We start from the raw sequence: 18,069 nt of genomic DNA, 5'->3' as shown, positions 1-18,069 counted from the left end.
CGCCCCACGTCCGCACGGGGGAAGGAACCAGCCGGGATGCCGTCCGACTACCGCAGAGCCGCGCTGCTCGTCGACTTCGACAACATCTACTCCTCGCTGCGCGACGTCGACCCGGCCGCCGCTCGCGTCTTCGCCACGGACCCGCTGCGGTGGTCGGGCTGGCTGGAGGACCGGCTGGGAGCGGTGGGGCCGGACGCCGACGAGACCACACCCCGCGTGCTGCTGCACCGGACCTGCTATCTCAACCCCTCCACCTACGGCACCTTCCGCGCCTACTTCACCCGCGCCGGCTTCCGGGTGGTCGACTGCCCGTCGTTGACCCAGCAGGGCAAGAACAGCGCGGACATCCACATGGTGATCGACGCCCTCGACCTGCTGGCCCACCCGACCCGCTACGACGAGTTCCTCGTGCTGAGCCTCGACGCGGACTTCACACCCCTGTTCCAGCGGCTCCGCTCCTTCGACCGCCGGGTGATCATGCTCGGCAGCGGGCCGTCGTCGGCGGCGCTGCGCAACACCTGCGACTACGTCATCCCCGACGACGTGTTCATCTCCGAGGCACTGCTGGAGGAGGACCTGTCGCCCGACAGCGACCAACCGTCGGCGGCCGCGCCGGTGGCCGCGACACCGGCGGAAGCCACCGCGCCTGACCGGCACACGGCCCGGGAGCCCGCGGCCAGCACGTCGACGGTCGTGATTGGCCCGGCCGGTGACGGGCCACTGCGCAATGATCTGTCCCAGGCGCTGCGGCAGTTGGTGGCCGCCTCACCCGAGCCGCTGCGGATGGCCTACGCGGCCAACGCGCTGCGCACCCGCTTCGGCCCGGCGGTCACCGCCAGCCGGTGGGCGGGCACCGGCGGATTCAAGGCCTTCGTGCAGTCGATCGCCGACGACCGGCTGCAGTTCCGCATCCAAGGGGTCGTCGGCTTCCTGTACCAGCCCGGGCGCCACGACATCGACGCCGCGATGGCCGCCGCAGCCGCCACCACGCACACCGGCCGACCGGCCGACACCAGCCGCTTCGCCGGCCTGTGGGCCGACGCCGCCGCCCGCGTGTGCCGAGTCCTGGGGTTCCCCGCCCTGCTGCCCTCCGAATGGGCCGGCATCTTCACCAGCCTCGCCGCCGAGCTCACCGCCCGCCGCTTCACCGACATGGCCGCGCTGGAGCGGGCCGTGGCCACCGCCGACAACTCCCGCGCGTCCGTGCGGTTCGTCGGCGTCGGGCTGTCCCAGGCCGGCTACGACCTCACCGCATCAGAGCACACCGCCCGCGGCATCGGTGAGTGCTTCCACAGCAACATGCTTCGCCTTGCCGACAACGCGCAGCTGCCCCTCGACGAAGCCGACCGGGCAGGTCTGTGCGATTGGCTGCTCGAGGGTTTGCCCCCCGAGCGCCAGCCTGCGGGCCGCACATGACACCGCCGAACCGGCATGGGCGGGTGCAGACAACCGAGGACGGCACCGGATGCGGTGACGGGCGGGGTCGAGGAGCAGGCGGCCGAGCCCCATCCGCGCGGCGACGGGCGACCGAGACGGCGCTGGGCCGGTCCGCGCGGCAGTCACGCTGGCCGCTCGCCGGTGGCCGCCGCTGCTTTCCGCACCGCCCGGTCGGGTGCACAGCCGCTCCCCCGCGACGGCGATGCCGTCGAGCGCGTGAGGCCAACGAACGGCCGCCCCTGGCCGCCGGAGCCGGGGCCGGCTCCGATCCCGCATGGTGAGCGGAAGGCGGGCGGCGCAGCAGTCACCAGCCGAACCGCGCATCAGGGGTATGCGCCTCGCAGGACATCGCAGAGTCCGTTGCCGCATGGCACTTCGTCGCTGTCCGCCAGCGCGTCAGCTCGCGTGAGGCTCCGCTGGGCCTCACGTCCTGCGCCCCCGCGAGCGCCGCTGACGCTCGCGGGGGCGTGCCCGTGCCGCCTCGGTCACGATGGCGATACGCCGCACCGACGTTCCGGTGCGGCCCCTCGGGTGATTCACGCGGCGGCGACGTCCGCCGTGCGCCAGCAGGCGGCGATCAGCGGCGACAGCAGGAGCTCCACGCTGTCGGTCAGCGTGACCAGGCCAAACCATTGCGCCAGACGCACGGTCCGAGGCAGGTCGAGGACCTTGTCGGCCGCGAGCAACTGCACGTCCTTGGGGCTGCACGGCTCCTCGTACTCCACGAGCACCTCAAGCAGACGAGCCATGTCGGGCCAGCCCGGGAGCAGCGCGCCGCTGCCGGTCAGGAACGCCCGGCACCACGCCGGGTCGGCCTGCGCGGCCCGTAGCCGCTCCAGCGCGGCAGCCGGGCGGGCGGTGCGCCCCTTGCGCCGCGCCGCCTCAACCGCGAGGTCCTCGACCAGCTGCGGCCAGCCGTCCGTGACGGCCAGCGCCTCCTGCGCGAGCGCGCCGTCGGCGAACACGTCCAGGCCGCCCTCGCCGCGCCACCGCAGCGGCAGGGTGTACTTGTCGTACCGCTCCAGCGGCACGACGAGTTCCTCGACGTCGGGCCGCGCGGCGAGCTCGAGCAGCCAGTCGGCATTGCTCTGCCCGGCAAGCAACGCCACCGTTCGGGACGCGGCCGGATTGCGCGGCAGGCCGGCGCCGGAGTCGTCGCCGATCGCGAGCGTGAGCGCCTTGGCGCACGGCTCGGAGCCATTCATGCCGGTCAGGTCGAACGCGACCAGCAGCCGCTGCGCATCGGTGGCACCGCTCTCGAGCAAGGTGCGGTACGCCCCGGAGGTGCCGGGCAGCTCGACGGTCACCATTGTCGGGGCAACCTCGACCAGGCTGTCGGCAACCTGCTCGATACCCGTGGCGGTGGTGCCGACGATGACGCGGGCCCTGTTGCCCTTGCGGAACAGCTGCCCGAGTTGTGCCGTGGTCAGCGGGCTGCGCCGCACGCCGTCGCGGCGCGCCGGCCGCTCCTGACCGCGGGCCTCGTTGACCTCCAACGCCGACAGCGCGACCTCCTGCAGGTGCCGCTCAGCGTCCTCGCGGCTGCCCAGAGCGCGCAGGACCGTCTCGTTGCGGATCGCCCGACCGGTGCTGTCGTCGGTGACGTCGGCGAGGATGCCGAGACCGGCGAGCTCGTTGAGTAGTTCGCGGAACGCCACGAGCGTCGTGCCGGCAAACCCGGACGACCACGCGGTGCGGCACTCGGCGTACAACTCGGCGTCGGGCATCCGCGCCCCCGGCGGGTTGTCATAGGCGTGCAGCGCCAGCACGCTGGTGATGACGCGGGTCCGCTTGTCGATGTCGAGGGTGGCCCCGAACGCCTTCCGCACATCCCGCCGAGTCGTCGGGTCCGTGAGCGCGGCGACCACGTCGGCGGTATTGATCGTCCACGGCGGCGGCAGCGGCGTCTTGTTGCCGGCGCGCCTGTCGAGCTGCGTGGTCAGTAGCCTCTCGGCGACCAACTGGATGAGCCACGGCTGGTAGTTGCAGTACAGCAGGACCCGCTGAGCGTCGTCCTCGCTCACTCGGTAGCCGAGGGAGGCCAGCGGCCGGGTAAGCAGCTGATAGGCCGGCTGGCTGGTCAGCGGCCCGATCTGCAGGTGACCGGTCGGGCTGAACGGGATGTTGCCGGCGGCGTAGTAGTGCTGCACCGAGTGCAGGCCGGAGAACACGACCTTGCACTCAAAGCCGGTCTCGCTGCTGAGCTGGTACAGCCGGCGGACGTGCGCGAACTGCGGCGCGTCGCCGTTGAAGAATCCCTCAGCCTCGTCGAGCAGGATCAGCACCCGCTTGCCGGGCTGGGCGGTCCAGCTCTTGACCGCCTTGGTCACGCGGTCCTTGGGGTTGCTGCGCGAGGACCGCGGCCCGGCGGTCACGCCCTTGCCCTCCAGCTTCTCGGCGAGTTCGCCCCACAGCAGGTCCGGGTCGTCGCCGATGCCGCTGATCCGGTCGACCTCGATCCACACGACGGCTAGGTCGTCGTCGACGGAGGCGTCGGCGTCGCGCTCGATGGTGTACAGCAGGGCGCTCTTTCCCAGGCCGCGGCCGCCATAGACGACCGACGGGCCATTGGGATTCATCAGCTGCCGGCGCTCGCGGGCGCGGCCATAGAACATCTCCGGCGGCACGTCGGCACGCTTCTCCCGCCGGAACGGCTGGGTGGCGGTGAACGGCAGCGTCAGGCGCATCAACATCGCGAACGTCCCGCGGCGGGTAGCGATCCACGCCAGCGCGGCGTCGTCGAGCACAAGCGCGGGCCGACGGGACGGGTCGGACCAGCCGACGGCCAGCGCGAGCCGGTCGGCGGCCGGCATCGTGCCGAAGTAGCACACGATCAGCGGCAGATGGGAGCCGTCGGAGTCGCGCCACTCGGTGAGCTGCTCCACGGTCGGGTTGTTCCACACCAGCAGCAGCCGGTAGCGGCCCTGCGCGGCGGAACCGAACGCTGGCACGAGCGCCTCACCGGTGACGGCGGCGCCGTTGATGTCCAGAAAGCGGCGGCCGCGGGCGTACGCGAACGGCTTGCCGTCGAGCTGGTCGACCTGTGCGCCGCGGGCGTCCAAGCCGACCAGACGAAGCGCCGGCAGCAGGCTGTCACGGGCGACGTCGCGGTTCCAGCCGCTCTCGAAGGCGCCCCGCACGGTGTTCCAACCGTTCAGGCCGGCGTGCACGTCGTCGCGGATGCCGGCCGGCAGCGGCTGATCCGGCAGAAAGGGGTGGCGGCTGCCATCGCGGATCGCGCGCAGGAGCGCCCCGTCGAGGCCCCTGGGCAGCGCGGCGATCGCCGGCTGGAACTGGCCGAGCAGGTCATCGTCGACCGGATCAAACAGCGCCTCGCCGGCCGCCAGACGGGTCAGGTCGTCGGCGGCCAGGTCGAGCAGGCCCTCGCCGATGCGCCGCTCGACCCGCGCGAGATCCTCCGCGGCCACCGCGTCGGTGGCCTGCAGCTCGGCCAGCTGGGTGCGCAGCCGGGCCCGGTTGTTCTCCTGAAGCGCCTCGAGCTCCCTCTGCACGTCGGCCGCTGTCAGCGCGGCGGTGCGCACGTCAGGCTCGGCCTCGTCGAGCAGGCTGATCGCCCGGCCCAGGCGCCGGGACAGCTGATCTTCGGTGGTGGCGTCAAGGGTGATGCCACTGCCGGTCACCGTCGCGCTGTCCGGATCGGCCAGCCGCGAGCGGGACAGGTGCTGCTGCACGCCGGTGAGCTGTCCGCGGAGCTGCTCGACGCGGCGCTGTTGTGCGTCGTCGAGCGCGGTCAGCCACGCGGTGCGCCCTGGCACGCTGAGCCGCTGCAGCAAGTGCCGGGCGCTGCGGAAGTCGTCGCGCTCGATGTGCTGGTCGGCAGCGCGCTTCAGGTCCAGGCCGGTGTCCGGCGCGTCGAGCAGCGCCGTACTCAGCGCGGTCAGGTCGCTGTCCAGCGGCGGCTCGAGCTTGATGCCGGCGGTGGGGTCCCACGCGGCCTGCGGCAGGGCGAGCAGCGGCAGGTCGAGAGTCTCCTGCGGATCGGGCTCCGGGACGGCCAGACCGCCGTCCCCGGACAGGAGCCGGACCAGGCGCTGCACGTGCCGGACGGCGGCGGTCGCGGCGGCCGCCACGAGCGGATCGGGGTCGCTGGCGCGTCCATTCAGCAGCGCCGTCAGCGCCTCATGGCGGGTCAGCAGGGTCTCCCGCAGCGCGCTGAGCTGGCCGCGGACGTAGTCGGGGCTGCCCGGGCCGTGCTGCTGCACGGCAGCTGCCCAGCGGGCTGCGGCGGCGAGGTCCTCGCGCAGGGTGCTGAGCATCTCCTGCCGGACGGTGCCCTCGATCGCCTTACCCGCCGGCGGCCGGTGGGCCTTGTCGTCGTCGTCGATGAGTCGGTCGAGCGCGGACGGCTTGCTGAGCCGGCTGATGATGGCGTTGACCGCCTCGACGTGCTGGCGCCGGTCGCCGGCGGCGGCGTGCAGCGCGTCGCCGAGCGTCTGCGGCGCCGCGGCGGTGTCCTCGCCGGCACTGCGGAGCCGGGACAGGACGGCGGCGGCACGCGGCAGCCGGCTGGCACGGTGGGTGCGGATGCGCTCGGTGGCCTGGGCTGCGGCGTTGACGACGTCGGCCTCGTCGGCGGCGACGCGGGTCAGGGCGGTCAGGCCCCGCCCGGCGAGATGGCCGGCGCGGGCCGTGTCCCCGAGGGAACGGGCCAGCGGCGCGGCGGCGCTGTCCATGCGATCGGACAGGTCGACCAGCAGGTTGCCCAGCGCGGCGCTGCCGGTGACGGCGGTGGCGAGCAGCGTCGCGCCGGTGGTGAGCAGGCGTGCGGCGTCACCGTCGACGAGCTGCTCGATCTCGCCGGCGGTGGCGCGCGCGTTGAGCTCATGCTCGTGCGGGCCGCTGGGGCCCGTCGCGGCGGCGGCGAGCGCGGCGAGCTCCGCGGCGGAGGCGACGGCCGGCAGGTGCGGGCGCAGCAGATGCGCGGCCAGGGCGTACTGGCCACGGCCGACCCATCCGGCCGCCTTGCTGATCAGCGCCGCCAGGTCGACGGTGCGGGAGGCGGCGTCCGGCTCCGGTGGCGCGCCCGCCGGCCCAGCTGCGGCGGTGACCTCCGGCTGCGGCGTGGCGACAGTCGGCGTTGTGCTGTCGGTCGCCGATGCCACGGAGCCGAGGGGCTGGACGGGCACGGGCGTCGCCGCGGCCCTCGGCGTCGGCTCCGCCGGTGCGGCCACCTCGGTCGTGCCGGTCGGGATGTCGGTGGACGCGATCCGACCCGGATCAGCACCGGCGGCCGCCGCGGCGGCGATGTCGAGGACGCGGTCGGCGTCCGCGGCGAGGTCGCGGCTGCCGCCGCTACCGACGGCCTCGGTGGTGCTCGTGCTGCCGCTCGGCAGCAGGCCGCTGGCCCGGGAGTTGACCTGCCGCCCGGCCTCGGCCCGGGGCCCGGCGGCGCCGGTGTCGGTGGTTGCTGCCGCGTCGCCCTCGTCGGCGGCCTCGGTGTCGGCTCTGTCGACGGTCCGGGCGCCGGCGGCGGTGTCGATTCCGTCGGGGGTCTGCTCGGCCGCGCGGGTCGGTGCCGCGGTGGTCACCGGCTGCGTGTCGCCGTTGCTCGTGGTCGGCGGCAGGTCGACCCGGCCGCGGACTGCTGCCAGCAGCAGCGGCGCCAGCGCGGTGGGAGCGGTCTGTTGCAGCGTCTCGTACCGGTCGTCGATCGCGTCGTCGTCCTGCCCGGCGGCGGTATCGCGTGCCAGGGCGACGACGCCGCTGAGCATCCGCGCTGCGGTGATGTCCTGCTCGGTGAGCGGCGGCCAGCTGTCGAGCAGCTCGCGCGCCTGGCTCACGGCGGCCTGCAACGCGTCGTGCGCTCGCGCAGGGACCTGCGCGGCCAGCAGCGCCCGCAGTTGCTCGCGGATGCTGTCGGTCCGCGTGAGCTCCTCGACGGCTCCCTCGATCGCGCCGAGTGTCGGCTCGAGGTCGCGCTGCAGCCGGCTGCCCAGCGCGGCGGCGATCTCCAGCAGCGCGGTCCGCGCCGCGGTCAGGTCGGCCAGCGCGGTGGCTGTGGGTGCCTGCCCGAGAGACAGCCGGTGCAGCGTCTGGGTGCAGCTGTCGACCGCCGTCCGCACCGCGATGCGCGCGAGCGCCACCGACGCCCCGGGGTCGACGGCGGCCTCCGCGTTCGTCGTGTCGGGCATCGGGATCGCGCGCCCGACGGGGCTGGTGGCGGAGCTGCCGTCCACGGTGCCCGTGGTGCTGTCGGCGGGCACCGCTGGCTCCGACACGGAGGAAGAGGCAGCGGTGACGGGGCCGGCGGCATGCTCGTCGATCTCGTCGCCGTCCACGCCGTTCGTGTCCACGTCGGCGTCTGGTTCGCACTCCGCAGCGCCGGGCAGCCGGTTGTCGAGCCCCCGCCCCGCCTCCGCGTCGTGCTCGTGGTTCGGATCGTCAGCGCGGGGGTCGGCGGAGTCGTCTTCGATCATGCGCTCCAGCGCGGTGTCCAGGCTCAGCCCCAGCGTGGTCCAGAACCGCTGCAGCGCCTGCTCCTGATCATGATCAGGCAGCAGCAGCGCGAACGCTCCTTGATCGCATGCCCGCATCCACGTCAGCGCGATGGGCAGGAACAGCGGGGTGCAGTCAGGGCACAGCGCCACGGCGATCGCGCGGCCGGCGGCGTCGATCGGGTCGTCGTCCGGCCAGGGGGTGCGGGTGCGGCTGTGCCGCAGGATCCGCGAGCGGACGTGGCGGGTGAGCTCGTGGGCGGCGTGCCGGGCGCCGGGGGCGCCCCGCTGCAGTCCCCTCTGCAGTCGGGTGGTGACGTCGGTCACCAGTCGCTCGGTGACGCGGCCTCGTACCGCCGGCAGGCCGATGTCCTTGAGCACGTCGCCACGGACATCCTTCGGGCAGCGGTTGAGGAGTTGCTGCCACGTCGAGGGGTCGACCCGGTCGATGAGATCGCTGTGCCGCCGCAGCAGCGTGTCGCTCAGCGACGCGATCAACTCGTCTGCGGCCTCCCCCTGCGTCCGGGCATCGGCGTCGACGCCCATGGATCGCAGATGGTCGGCGTTGTCTCGGGCGGCCGCGCCGGTCGTCACGCACTCTCCTTCGTCGAAGCGGCGGCCAGTGTCGCACCTCACGGCGACAGATCGGGGCTGTGCGGCAGAAGTGCTCACCGCCGGACCTGCGCCTCACTGACATAGGTGACCTGCGGGTTGAGGGTTTGCGGGTCCCAGCCCATCGCGCGGGCGTACGCGACGGCAAGGTGATGCTGCTGCGGCGTCCGGCCGCGCGGGAGCCGGCGCAGGTGCCCGCGGCGGAGGAATTCCTCGGCGCTCAGGCCGACACCGCTGACCAGCTCAGGCTTGCGGCTGGGCCGGTCGGCCGGTGTCGGATGCAGGCTCAGAACCACAGCAGGGTCGCCGGCGGACAGCCGCGACGCGGTCGGTTCGACGTGCCAATAGGCATCACCGGGGCACGGCCAGCGCGGCGCTAGCCACGGCCCGTCGCCGTCGTCGCGGGTCAATAACACGCCCCAACTGACGCGTACGGCGCCGGTGCCGTTAGTGGCCGCGTCGACGGCCTCGCACACCTGCGCGGTCGACGGCGACGGCTGTCGTGCGCCGGTGGCGTGCTCGCGGACGGCGCTGACCAGCTCGCGCAGCGGCACAAACAGGGCGCTGGAGCCTGGTCCGTCCGGCCGGCCGTGATGGCGGAGCAGCGCTCGCAGCACCGACGGGGCCAGCGCGTCAGCGTCAGCAGTGAGGTCGACCGGCCCGAACAGGTAGCGCAGCACCATCTCGGCGCTGAAGTCGTAGTCCAGCGGGATGCCGTCGACGTCGACCGGCTCGTCCAGCGCGGTGCTGGCAACCGCGATCTGGTAGCTGTCGGTGCTCCACGAGGCGGTGAGCCGGATTCCGAGAAAAAGGTCCTCGGGCCAGGTCAGGCCGTGCAGCCGGCGTCCGTCGAAGGTGATCCGCTGGCGGCGCTGCTCGGCGGGCAGGTCGCCGCCCTGGTGATTGAGATCGAGGTGGAGCACGCTGCCCGGCTCGACGGCGGTCCGCATCGCCGCGGCGACCTTGGGTGTCAGCGGCACGATGCCGCCGGTGGCATACCGGGGGCCCAGGACGAACTTCCAGCCGAGGGTGGTGTCGTCGACCCACGAATCTCTCGCCGGCGGCGCGCCCGGGCCGTCGTCCCGGCTGTCGGGCTCGGATGCCTCGGTGGGCGTGTCGGCCGGCGGCTGATCCCCGGCCGGCTCAGGCGTGCCCGCGGGCGTCGCGACCGGCCCGTCCCCGGGGTCGCCTACCGGGTCCGCGGGCTCCTTGGTCGGCTCCGCCTGCGGGGCGCCGAACCGGTCACCGCTGGTACCGGCTGGATCGGCGTTGCCGGCGGTGCCGGTCGTCGTGGTCCGTGCCCGCTGCCTCGGCAGGTAGGCCGTGGCCGGCTCCAGTGCGGTCAACCAGCCCAGCGCCAGCGGCAGCTCGACCGGGTCGAGGATCTCGTTGCGCGCGGCCACGTGCGCGCGCCAAACTCCGCCGCCCTGCCAAGCGTCGTCGAGGCGCACGTGCACCTCGGCACCGCCGACGTCGACGATCCCGTCGTGCACGTCGGCCAACTGTGTCGCGAGGTACAGCTGCACGCAGGTCAGCGCGGTGGCGTACCGCGGGCCGCGCAGCCCCGCCGCGGTCCGGTGGGGATCGGCGACGTCCCGCACCTGAGCGCGCAGCGCCGGTCCGATCGCGAAGTACGTCGGGCGGGCAGCGCGGACCAGGTTGCGCCGCTCGACCGGCAGGCACGCCCGGGCGACGGTCCGGCAGAACTGGTCGACGTCGGCCGGTTCGACCTCCCGGGCGATGCCGTCGCCGTGCAGCCAGCGGCTGTAGGTGTCGGGGTGCAGGTAGTGCTCGCGCCACCGCAGCAGTCCGGCGGCGTCCAGCAGCGCGGTGAGCACGTCGAACGTCGCGTGCAGCGTCGCGCTCAGCGCCGCGTCGTCGTCGACGGGGCCGAGCGGCGCCAGCGCCCGGCGCAGGTCCTCCCGACGGCGGCGCAGCATGTAGGAGGCGTACAGGCGGGTGTCGTCCAGCTCAGCCTGCGCGGCGTCGACGTAGCTGGCGTGCACGACGACGTGCCGCTCGTCGGTGATCGCCCGGCCGGTCAGCCGTCTCAGTCGCTGCCCGGCGGCCGTGCCCAGCGCGGCAGCGTCGAGGACCAGCCGTTCCCGCACGAGGATCTCGCCGGTGGGGACGTCACTGCCGGGTGCGGCCGCGCCGGCTGGGGCGCCGGACAGCCACGGTGGGCAGGTCCCGTCGGCGGCGAGCTGCTCGTGCTCGGCGTGCCGGAACACCACCTCGCACGGCTGCGGGGCCCCGCCCGTCGCCAGTTGCGCCAGCGCCCCGACCGGCAGCGCGTCGATCGTCGTGTCCGCGGACACGGTCGGCAGCCGGTGCGCCGCCAGCAGCGTCGGGTCGTAGCTGCCGGTGGTCAGGTCGTAGGCGTAGGCGAGCGCGTTGAACGCCAGCGGCACGCTGACCGGCAGGTCCCGCACCCGTGCGAGCTCGCGTAGGTAGCCGACGACGCCCGGCTGGTCGGACAGCGCAGCGGTGAGCAGGTCGGTCGGCAGGTGACCGACCTGCGGCAAGGCCGTGGCCGGTCCCGGCGGCGTGCTGCGGCCGGTCATGCTTGTCCCGCCGCGCCGGCCAGGTGCGCCTGGGCGGAGACGCGACGCGGTCCGCGAGCAGCGTTGCTCGCCTCGCGCACGTGCCGTCCGTCGTCCACGACCCGTCCAGCGGCACGGAGCCGGTCCAGGCTGTCGCTGATCTCCTTGGCGGTCGCGCTGGGGTGCTCACCGAACTGCGCGGCGTCACGCAGCCGCTGCTCGATGCTGCGGTAGCCGCCCAGCCGGGGCACATACACGCGGTCCTGACCGGTCAGCACCAGCAGGATCCGCCTGGGCGTCAACCCGTTGAACGTCGCCTTCAGCAGCGCCGCGACGCTGCCGTCCAGCAGCGCGGCGCGCATCCCGGCGTCGACGCCCTGGGGCTGCAACGTCCCGTGCACCAGCGCGTACAGCGGGCTGTCGGGAGTCGTGCCGGGGCCGTCTTGTGCGCCGGCGCACACCGAGCACTTGACCCGGTCGGTCGAGCAGCACGCCGCCGGTACCGGCACGTCGAAGTACTCGGCCAGCCGGTGATTCAGGCAGGTGCGGGCCGGGGCGAAGAACCGCTGCAGGTGCGCCGCCTCGGTGATCGCCCGGGCGAGCTTGCCCTGCACTCGGCTGGCGTACTGCGCCGGCAGCGAGGCGCCGCCCGGCTGCGGCACGGCGCCGGCCGGCACCGCCAGCGCGACGAGCATCCGGTCGTTGGGCCGTTGGGAGACGTCCAGGGTCGCGGCGTCGTGCAGGTCGCACAGCAGCAGCCACAGCTCGGCCAGCCCCGGCGCCAGCGCCGGCAGCCCGGCGGCCCGGCAGCCGGCGTCGGCGTGCAGGTACGGCAGGAGCCGGCGCAGCGGCGCACCGGCGCGGGACAGCGGCCCGCCGCGCTGCGGCAGTGCGGCGACCGCGTCCGCGACCGCGACCGCGACCGGCGTGTCCGGGGTGCGGATGCCGGCGCCGAGCGCGACGACGGCGGGAACGTCGCCGCTGTCGACCACGGCACCGAGGTCGGCCAGCGCGGCGACCGCCCGGGTCAGCCCGACGGTCCACTCGCCGCGCAGCCGCGGTTGGTCGGCCTGCGCGGGGGTCAGCAGTCCCGCCTGCACGTCGGCGGCGAGCATCTGCTGCACGCATCCGACGGTGTCCAGGTAACCGCGGGCGGCGGCGTGCAGCACCGCACCGCCGAAGCGCTGCAGCAGGCCGGCGGGCAGGTCCAGCTGCGCCATCCATGCGGCGGTGCCCAGGCTGCGGTCGGTCGCGAACGCCAGCGCGTGCGTGGTGTCGGTCAGCGTGGCGACGTCCCGCCCGGCGACGTCTCGGCCGCCGCGGCCAAGCTGCTGGTACAGCGCGGCCAAATCGGTCGGCGGTGTGGCGCAGAAGACGGTCCGCACGTCGTCGCGGTCCACGCCGAGCCCGAACGCGGAAGTGGCGACGACGACCATGCGGGCGTAGTCGGCCTCCCCGGCGTGCGCGGCCTCCTTGAACTCCAGGCTGACCGACGCCTTCTCCACTTCTGGCAGCCGGCCGTGGAACTTGCGCAGCAGCACCGGTCGGCCGTCGAGGTAGTCGCGCAGATGCGCGTGCAGCCAGTCGGTGTCCCGCACGGTGAGGCAGTAGATGATCGTGTGGCCGGTCTCGGCGTCGACGATTTGCTCGCCCAGCGCCGCCATCGACCGGCGGTTGCCGGCGCGGACTGCCCGCCGGCCCAGCGTCAGCTCCGGGCGCAGCGGGTTGGCCCGCACGACGACCAGCTGATCGGGGTGGACGAGGGCGTCGTGTCCGCTGCCGGACACCAGCCCGGCCAGGACCTCCTCTCGCAGCGCTTGCTCGACCGTGGGGGTCGCCGTCGCGGTCAGCGCCTGCAGCGTGAGCACGCCGGGGTGATTGCGACGCAGCTCGCGCAGCAGCGCACCGGCGCGGCGGAAGCTCGGCCGGAAGTCCTCACCCCACTGCACGTAGGTGTGCGCCTCGTCGATCGCGACGCGGGCCAGCGCGCCGCATTCGGCGCCCCGCGTGAGCGCCTGCCGGAAGCGGGACTGGGACAGCCGCTCGGGGCTGACATACACCAGCTTGATGCCGTGCGTGGTATCGCCGGACAGCGCCTCGACGACTTCGGTGCGGCCGGCGCGGCTGACCGACTCGGGCAGGCTGGCGACCAGCGCGCGAACAGCGCCACCGATGGTGTGGTTGAGCCCGAGCGCCTGGTCGTGCATGAGGCTGATGAGGGGGCTGACCACGACGGTGACGCCGGGCAGGACCAGTGCGGGCAGCTGGTAGCAGAAGCTCTTGCCGTGCCCGGTCGGCAACAACGCGAGGCTGTCACGGCCGGCGGCGACCGCGGCGATCGCCTGCCGCTGCTCGGGCTTGAGCGTGCGGGGCTCGCCGGCGAGGAGGGTGGCGACCTGCTCGCACCGGTCGAGGATCTCCTGCTCGAGCGTGCCGGCGGCGCGGTGTCGCTCGACCTCCCGCTCGGTCAACTCGAGCCGGCGAATCGCCAGCGTCGCCGGCAGCAGTGTGTGCTCCTCCAGCGCGGCCGGCGCGGTGAGCGGGGCGACGCGGTCGGCGGTCAGCGCGCCGATCTGCCCGAGGAAGGGCCAGATCTGCGCCCATGCCTGCCGCATGGTGACGACGTTGCCGCCGGCGGTCTCCCCGGTGTCGGGGTCGTCGACGAGCAGGCCCTCGTCGAGGCTGCCGAGGAAGACCTGCCGGTACAGCCGGCGCAGCGGCAGATCGCCGGCGAGCTTGCGGTCGCTGATGACGATGACGCCGCGGCTGGCGTGGTTGCGGATGAGCCGACCGACGGCCTGCCGCAGGTCCAGCGCGGCCAGGGGCAGGTAGTAGGTGGCATTGGCGGTCAGATCGGGGTCGTCGGCGCCGTCGAGCTCGGCGGCGCGGCGCACGTTCTCGCGCCGGGCGGCGATCACCGGGTCGGTGAACACCGGGAACGGCAGCTTGTTGATCCACACCAGGTGGTTGCGGCCGGGTTCGCTGACGTCGACCCCGGTCCACAGACCCCGGGTGCCGACCAGCACGCCGCCCTGGTGGCTGGCCGGGCCGGTGAACTCGGCGACGGCCCGGGCGGTGCCGTGGGTGACCTGGTTGTGTACCGGGATGGCGCGACCGTCGGCGGCGTGCAGCAGGGTGAGCTCGTCGGCGATGCCGGCGGCGGCGTTGCGGCTGGTGGTCAGCACCATCGCGCCGTGGATCCACGGCGTGTCGGCGGGCTCGTCGGCACCGCCGGTGTCGTCGCCCGGCGGGGACGCGTCGGCCCGCCGGGTGACTTCGCGGGTGTAGCCGGCGAGCTGGTGCGCGACCGTACGCATCGCCTGCTTGGGCTGCTCGGCCCAGGAGGGGAAGTCCGACAGGGCGAACAGGCGCGCCTGGGTGCGGTAGTCGAACGGCCCGTCGAGGCGAATGACGGCAGCGTCCGCCAGCCCGAGCCGGGCGCGCGTGTACGCCCACGGGTCGGCGTCGGGCGTCGCGACGGTCAGCGTCGCCGACAGCAGTGCCAGGCGGCGGAACGTGGCCAGCAGCGCCTGCCAGGTCGGGTCGTTGGGCAGCTCGATCGGGCTGGCCCTGAGCGTGATGCGGTAGTGCGCCAGGCCGCGCCGGTCGAGCTGACCCGGCTCGGCGGCGTACACGACGCGGTCCGGGCCGGTCAGCGTGGCGGGCTGCGCAGCCGGGACGTCGTCCGGCTCGATGTCGGCATCCGCGTCGCTGTCCGGGTAGCTGTCCGGGTCGCCGTCGGCGTCCCCGCCGGTGTCAGCGTGCGGGCCGTTGCTGACAACATCGCCGGCGCCGGAATGCGTGTCGTCGTCGCTGGCGTCCGGGCTGTCGGGGTCGTCAGGCAGGTCAAGCTCCACGACTGGGGCGACGGCGCCGCCGTCGGCCGCGTCCTGGCTGGCGGCGATGCCGTCACCGAGCGGACCCGCCGTGCCGCCATCAGGCGCCGTCGGCGGTGTCGGCAGCAGCCCGTCCAGGGTGTCCTTGAGCTCCAACGCGTGGGCGCGCAGCCCGCTGGCGCGCTGCTGCATCGCGGCCAGGCGCTGCTCGTCGAAGAAGTCCAGCCGGCCCGCGGTCGCGTCGGCCAGCTGCCCGAGTTCGTGCAGCACCCGGCCGACCTGCCCGGTGAACTCGTGCAGGATCCGGCCGATCGTGCGCGCGTCCCGGGCGGCGTGCGCGCCCGTGTGTGGCGAGGCGATCGTCAGCGTCCGCCCGCCGACGTGTGACTGCCCGACCTTCGCGTCCAGGACGCGCGACAGCGTGCGGCGCAGCCGGCCGTCGCGCCACCAGCGGGTCAGATCGGTCAGGCTCGCCCAGGCGGCGCCGGTCGCGCCGGTCGGGCGCAGGTCCGACAGCACCTGCCGCAGCGCGCCGAGCGCGTCGTCGACGTCCTCGGCGGACAGCTCGGCCGACAACGCATCGGTCGCGGCGCCCTCCAGGGCGTGTGCCTCGTCGGCGATGATCAGGGTGGTGTCGGCGCGGGCGCCGAGGGCGTCCCAGTGCGACAGCAGCAGCGCGTGGTTGGCGATGACGAGCCGATGGGCGTTCAGCGCCTCATGCACCTCGTCGGTGTGCGCGGCGACGGCGATGCGGGTGGGGTCGCGCCACTCGCCGTGCGCGGCCTGGCTCAGGCTGGTCAGCCAGGCGTGCACCGCCGGGCCGCAGTACTCGGTGAGGAACGCCGGTAGGTCGGCCCGGTCGACGCTGTGCGCCGCCCACCGGTAGGTCTTGCTGCGTTCGGCATTGACCAGGCGCAGCAGCAGGAAGGCGAGCAGCTCGCGGAAACGGACGTTGTCGGTGTAGCGGATCAACGCTGCGGCGGTACCGACGTCGGCGCCGCTGGCATCGGCGAGGGTGTAGACCAACCCGCGCAGGCTGAGCCGGTTGCTGGCCCCCTTGACGACGTCTGTGGTGTCCAGCAGCCCGGGCACACCGTCGGCGAGCTCGGCGAGCTCGCGGGCCAGCTGGCTCTGCAGCTGCTTGGTGTGGGTGGAGATGATGGCGCTGCGGTCGGGATCGTCGGCCAGCCAGGTCAGGGCGGCGGCCAGCGCCGACAGGCTCTTGCCGGTGCCGGTCGGCGCTTCGATGAGCGCGGGGACGGCGGTCGTGGCGGCGGTGGTGATGGCGTCGGCGACCTGCTGCTGCGACGGGCGCGCCTCGGTCTGCGGGCCGTGCAGCGCCCGGGCGAGGGCCGCCGGGGTGATCTGACCATGCTCAAATAGCCGGGCGGGCACGGCGAGCGGGTCGGGCACGTGTCCGCGGCGCGGCTCCTGCCCGGCGAGCAGCTCGTGCAGCAGGTCACCGAGGCGGCTGGCGGTCTGCCGCTGGGGCATGCCGGCCAGCGCGGGGCTCAGCGCGGCCATCAGCCGCCAGGCGCTGCTGTCGCGGCCGAGGGCGCGCAGCAGTGCGTGCAAGTCGGCGTCGGCGCGTGCGAGTTGCCGCGCGCCGTGGGTCAGCAGCCGCTGCAGCGTGCGCGAGTCGCCGAGCGCGTCGTGCCACCGGCCGCCGCGGCCGGCGCCGACGCTGTCGGCGAGCTTGGCTAGCTGGTGGGTCGGCTCGGCCGGCCACAGGCAGTACGCCAGGTACAGCCCGTCGACGGTCTGACCGGGCATCGCCGGCAGGTCCGCAGCGGCGAGCGCCTCCGCCAGGGCCGGGAAGTCCACAGCCTCGCCGTTGTAGGCGACGACAAGGTCGACCCCGTCGACCCAGGTGAGAAACTCGGCAAGGACCTCGGCGGCCGGTCTTGCGGCGGCCTCGTGCTCGGCCTGCCGGTGCGGTGGGACCTCGTAGCCGTCGGGCAGCTTGAGGAAGGCGTTGAACGTCTCGCCTCGCTCGGCGGTCCAGGCCGGATCGGTGCCGAACTTGACCGCGCCGAGCTGCCAGATGCGCCGGGTGAGCGTGCCGCCATCCTCGACGCGAGCGCGCAGCGCGGCCTCGACGTCGAAGGCGAGGATGCGCACGTCGGCCGGTCCGCTGCCCGGGTCAGCCGGCCCGTCCGCCGGCGTCTCGATCTGCGTTGGCTTGACTGTCGTCGTGACCGCCTTCAGAGCAGCGGTGCTCGCGGGGAGTGCAAAAGACCCGTCGGGCTGGACAGCGAGCTCGCCGGCCGCGGCGGCCCGCTGCAGCAGCGCGAACGTCGCGGCCTGACCGGCAGGCAGGCGCGCGGCCGCTAGTACGCGCTGCGCGTCGGCCAGGGTGCCGGTGCTAATTGACTGCGCGCGCAGAAGCGCAGTCAGTCTCGTCAGCGGCACCAATACCCTCCGTAGGTCGTCGACGCGGAGTCTGTCACCTCCGGCCGACATGACCGGGGAGTTGGCCGCTCGCGCCGCCAAGCGTGCAGCGGCTGAGTACTAGAGGTTGGTCGCGGCACGTCCGCGCTGCCCGCCCCAACTCCCCATGTCGCCGACGCCTTCCCGAGGTCCAGCCCGGCGACCCGATCGAACAGCACCTCCACCGCGCTCCCCTGCCACGGTCGACACCGATGGGCGTCGCCGGGAGGGCCCGCTGCGAGGACACAGACCCGCGTGCTCGCAGCAACAATCAGAGGCACCCGAGGACCTCGCGCCCTACACGGCTACGGGCTCGCCCGCACCCCTGTGTCGCGACGTCACCGGCCCCCCGACAGCGTTCTCATCAGCGAAGGTAGCAATCAAGATCGCAAGCCATCACACCTCATGCACTGTCGGATCCGGGAGGCCCGAGGCGGAGGGGCCGTCGACGCCGGCGAGCCGCGGGCCGTCTACCGGGCCAGCGGGATCGGTGTCTCGGTGGTGAGCCGGGCCGCGCCGACGGACCCCGTGCCGGTCGAGGATCTTCCGCACCGCGGAGAACGACCGGTCGGTGAGCTCGGCCAGCTCCCGCAGGGACCGACCCGCCGCGTACTGCTCCATGACGAAGCGCTCCACCTGCGCCTGGACGGCGGGATCCGGCCGGGGCGAGGCGGTGCCTACGAAGGCGGCCAGGGGCCGGTGCTCCGTGCGTGGCGGGTATGGCACGGGCGGACGGTAGCGGCCGGCGGCCGGCCC

The 18,069-nt window shown here is 73.9% G+C and carries 5 protein-coding genes; 1 reads left to right on the top strand and 4 read right to left on the bottom strand.

What is annotated here, in order from left to right; all coding sequences use genetic code 11:
• Positions 1-36 precede the first annotated feature (36 nt).
• Positions 37-1,416: an NYN domain-containing protein gene (locus ACI8AK_RS05160; protein ID WP_456955323.1), complete on the top strand. Its 1,380-nt coding sequence runs from the start codon at positions 37-39 to the stop codon at positions 1,414-1,416.
• A 557-nt stretch (positions 1,417-1,973) separates the two neighbouring features.
• Here the strand turns inward: ACI8AK_RS05160 and ACI8AK_RS05155 are convergent.
• From ACI8AK_RS05155 to ACI8AK_RS05140, 4 genes are all read right to left on the bottom strand, one after another.
• On the bottom strand, positions 1,974-8,486 hold the full coding sequence (locus ACI8AK_RS05155) for a hypothetical protein (protein ID WP_456955321.1): 6,513 nt from the start codon (positions 8,484-8,486) through the stop codon (positions 1,974-1,976).
• Between the two features lie 74 nt (positions 8,487-8,560).
• Positions 8,561-11,068, bottom strand: coding sequence for a hypothetical protein (locus ACI8AK_RS05150; protein WP_456955320.1), 2,508 nt, complete (start codon positions 11,066-11,068; stop codon positions 8,561-8,563).
• Positions 11,065-17,295, bottom strand: coding sequence for a DEAD/DEAH box helicase (locus tag ACI8AK_RS05145; RefSeq protein WP_456955318.1), 6,231 nt, complete (start codon positions 17,293-17,295; stop codon positions 11,065-11,067). The genes ACI8AK_RS05150 and ACI8AK_RS05145 overlap by 4 nt, the downstream gene beginning before the upstream one ends.
• A 414-nt stretch (positions 17,296-17,709) precedes the next feature.
• A complete protein-coding gene (locus ACI8AK_RS05140) occupies positions 17,710-17,934 on the bottom strand; it encodes a helix-turn-helix domain-containing protein (RefSeq protein ID WP_456955316.1) in 225 nt (74 codons plus the stop codon).
• Positions 17,935-18,069 lie beyond the last annotated feature (135 nt).

The sequence above is a fragment of the Geodermatophilus sp. SYSU D00867 genome (genome assembly GCF_054050315.1).
The sequence above is the reverse complement of the archived record's forward strand: the minus strand, read 5'-3'. Positions and strand labels throughout refer to the sequence as shown.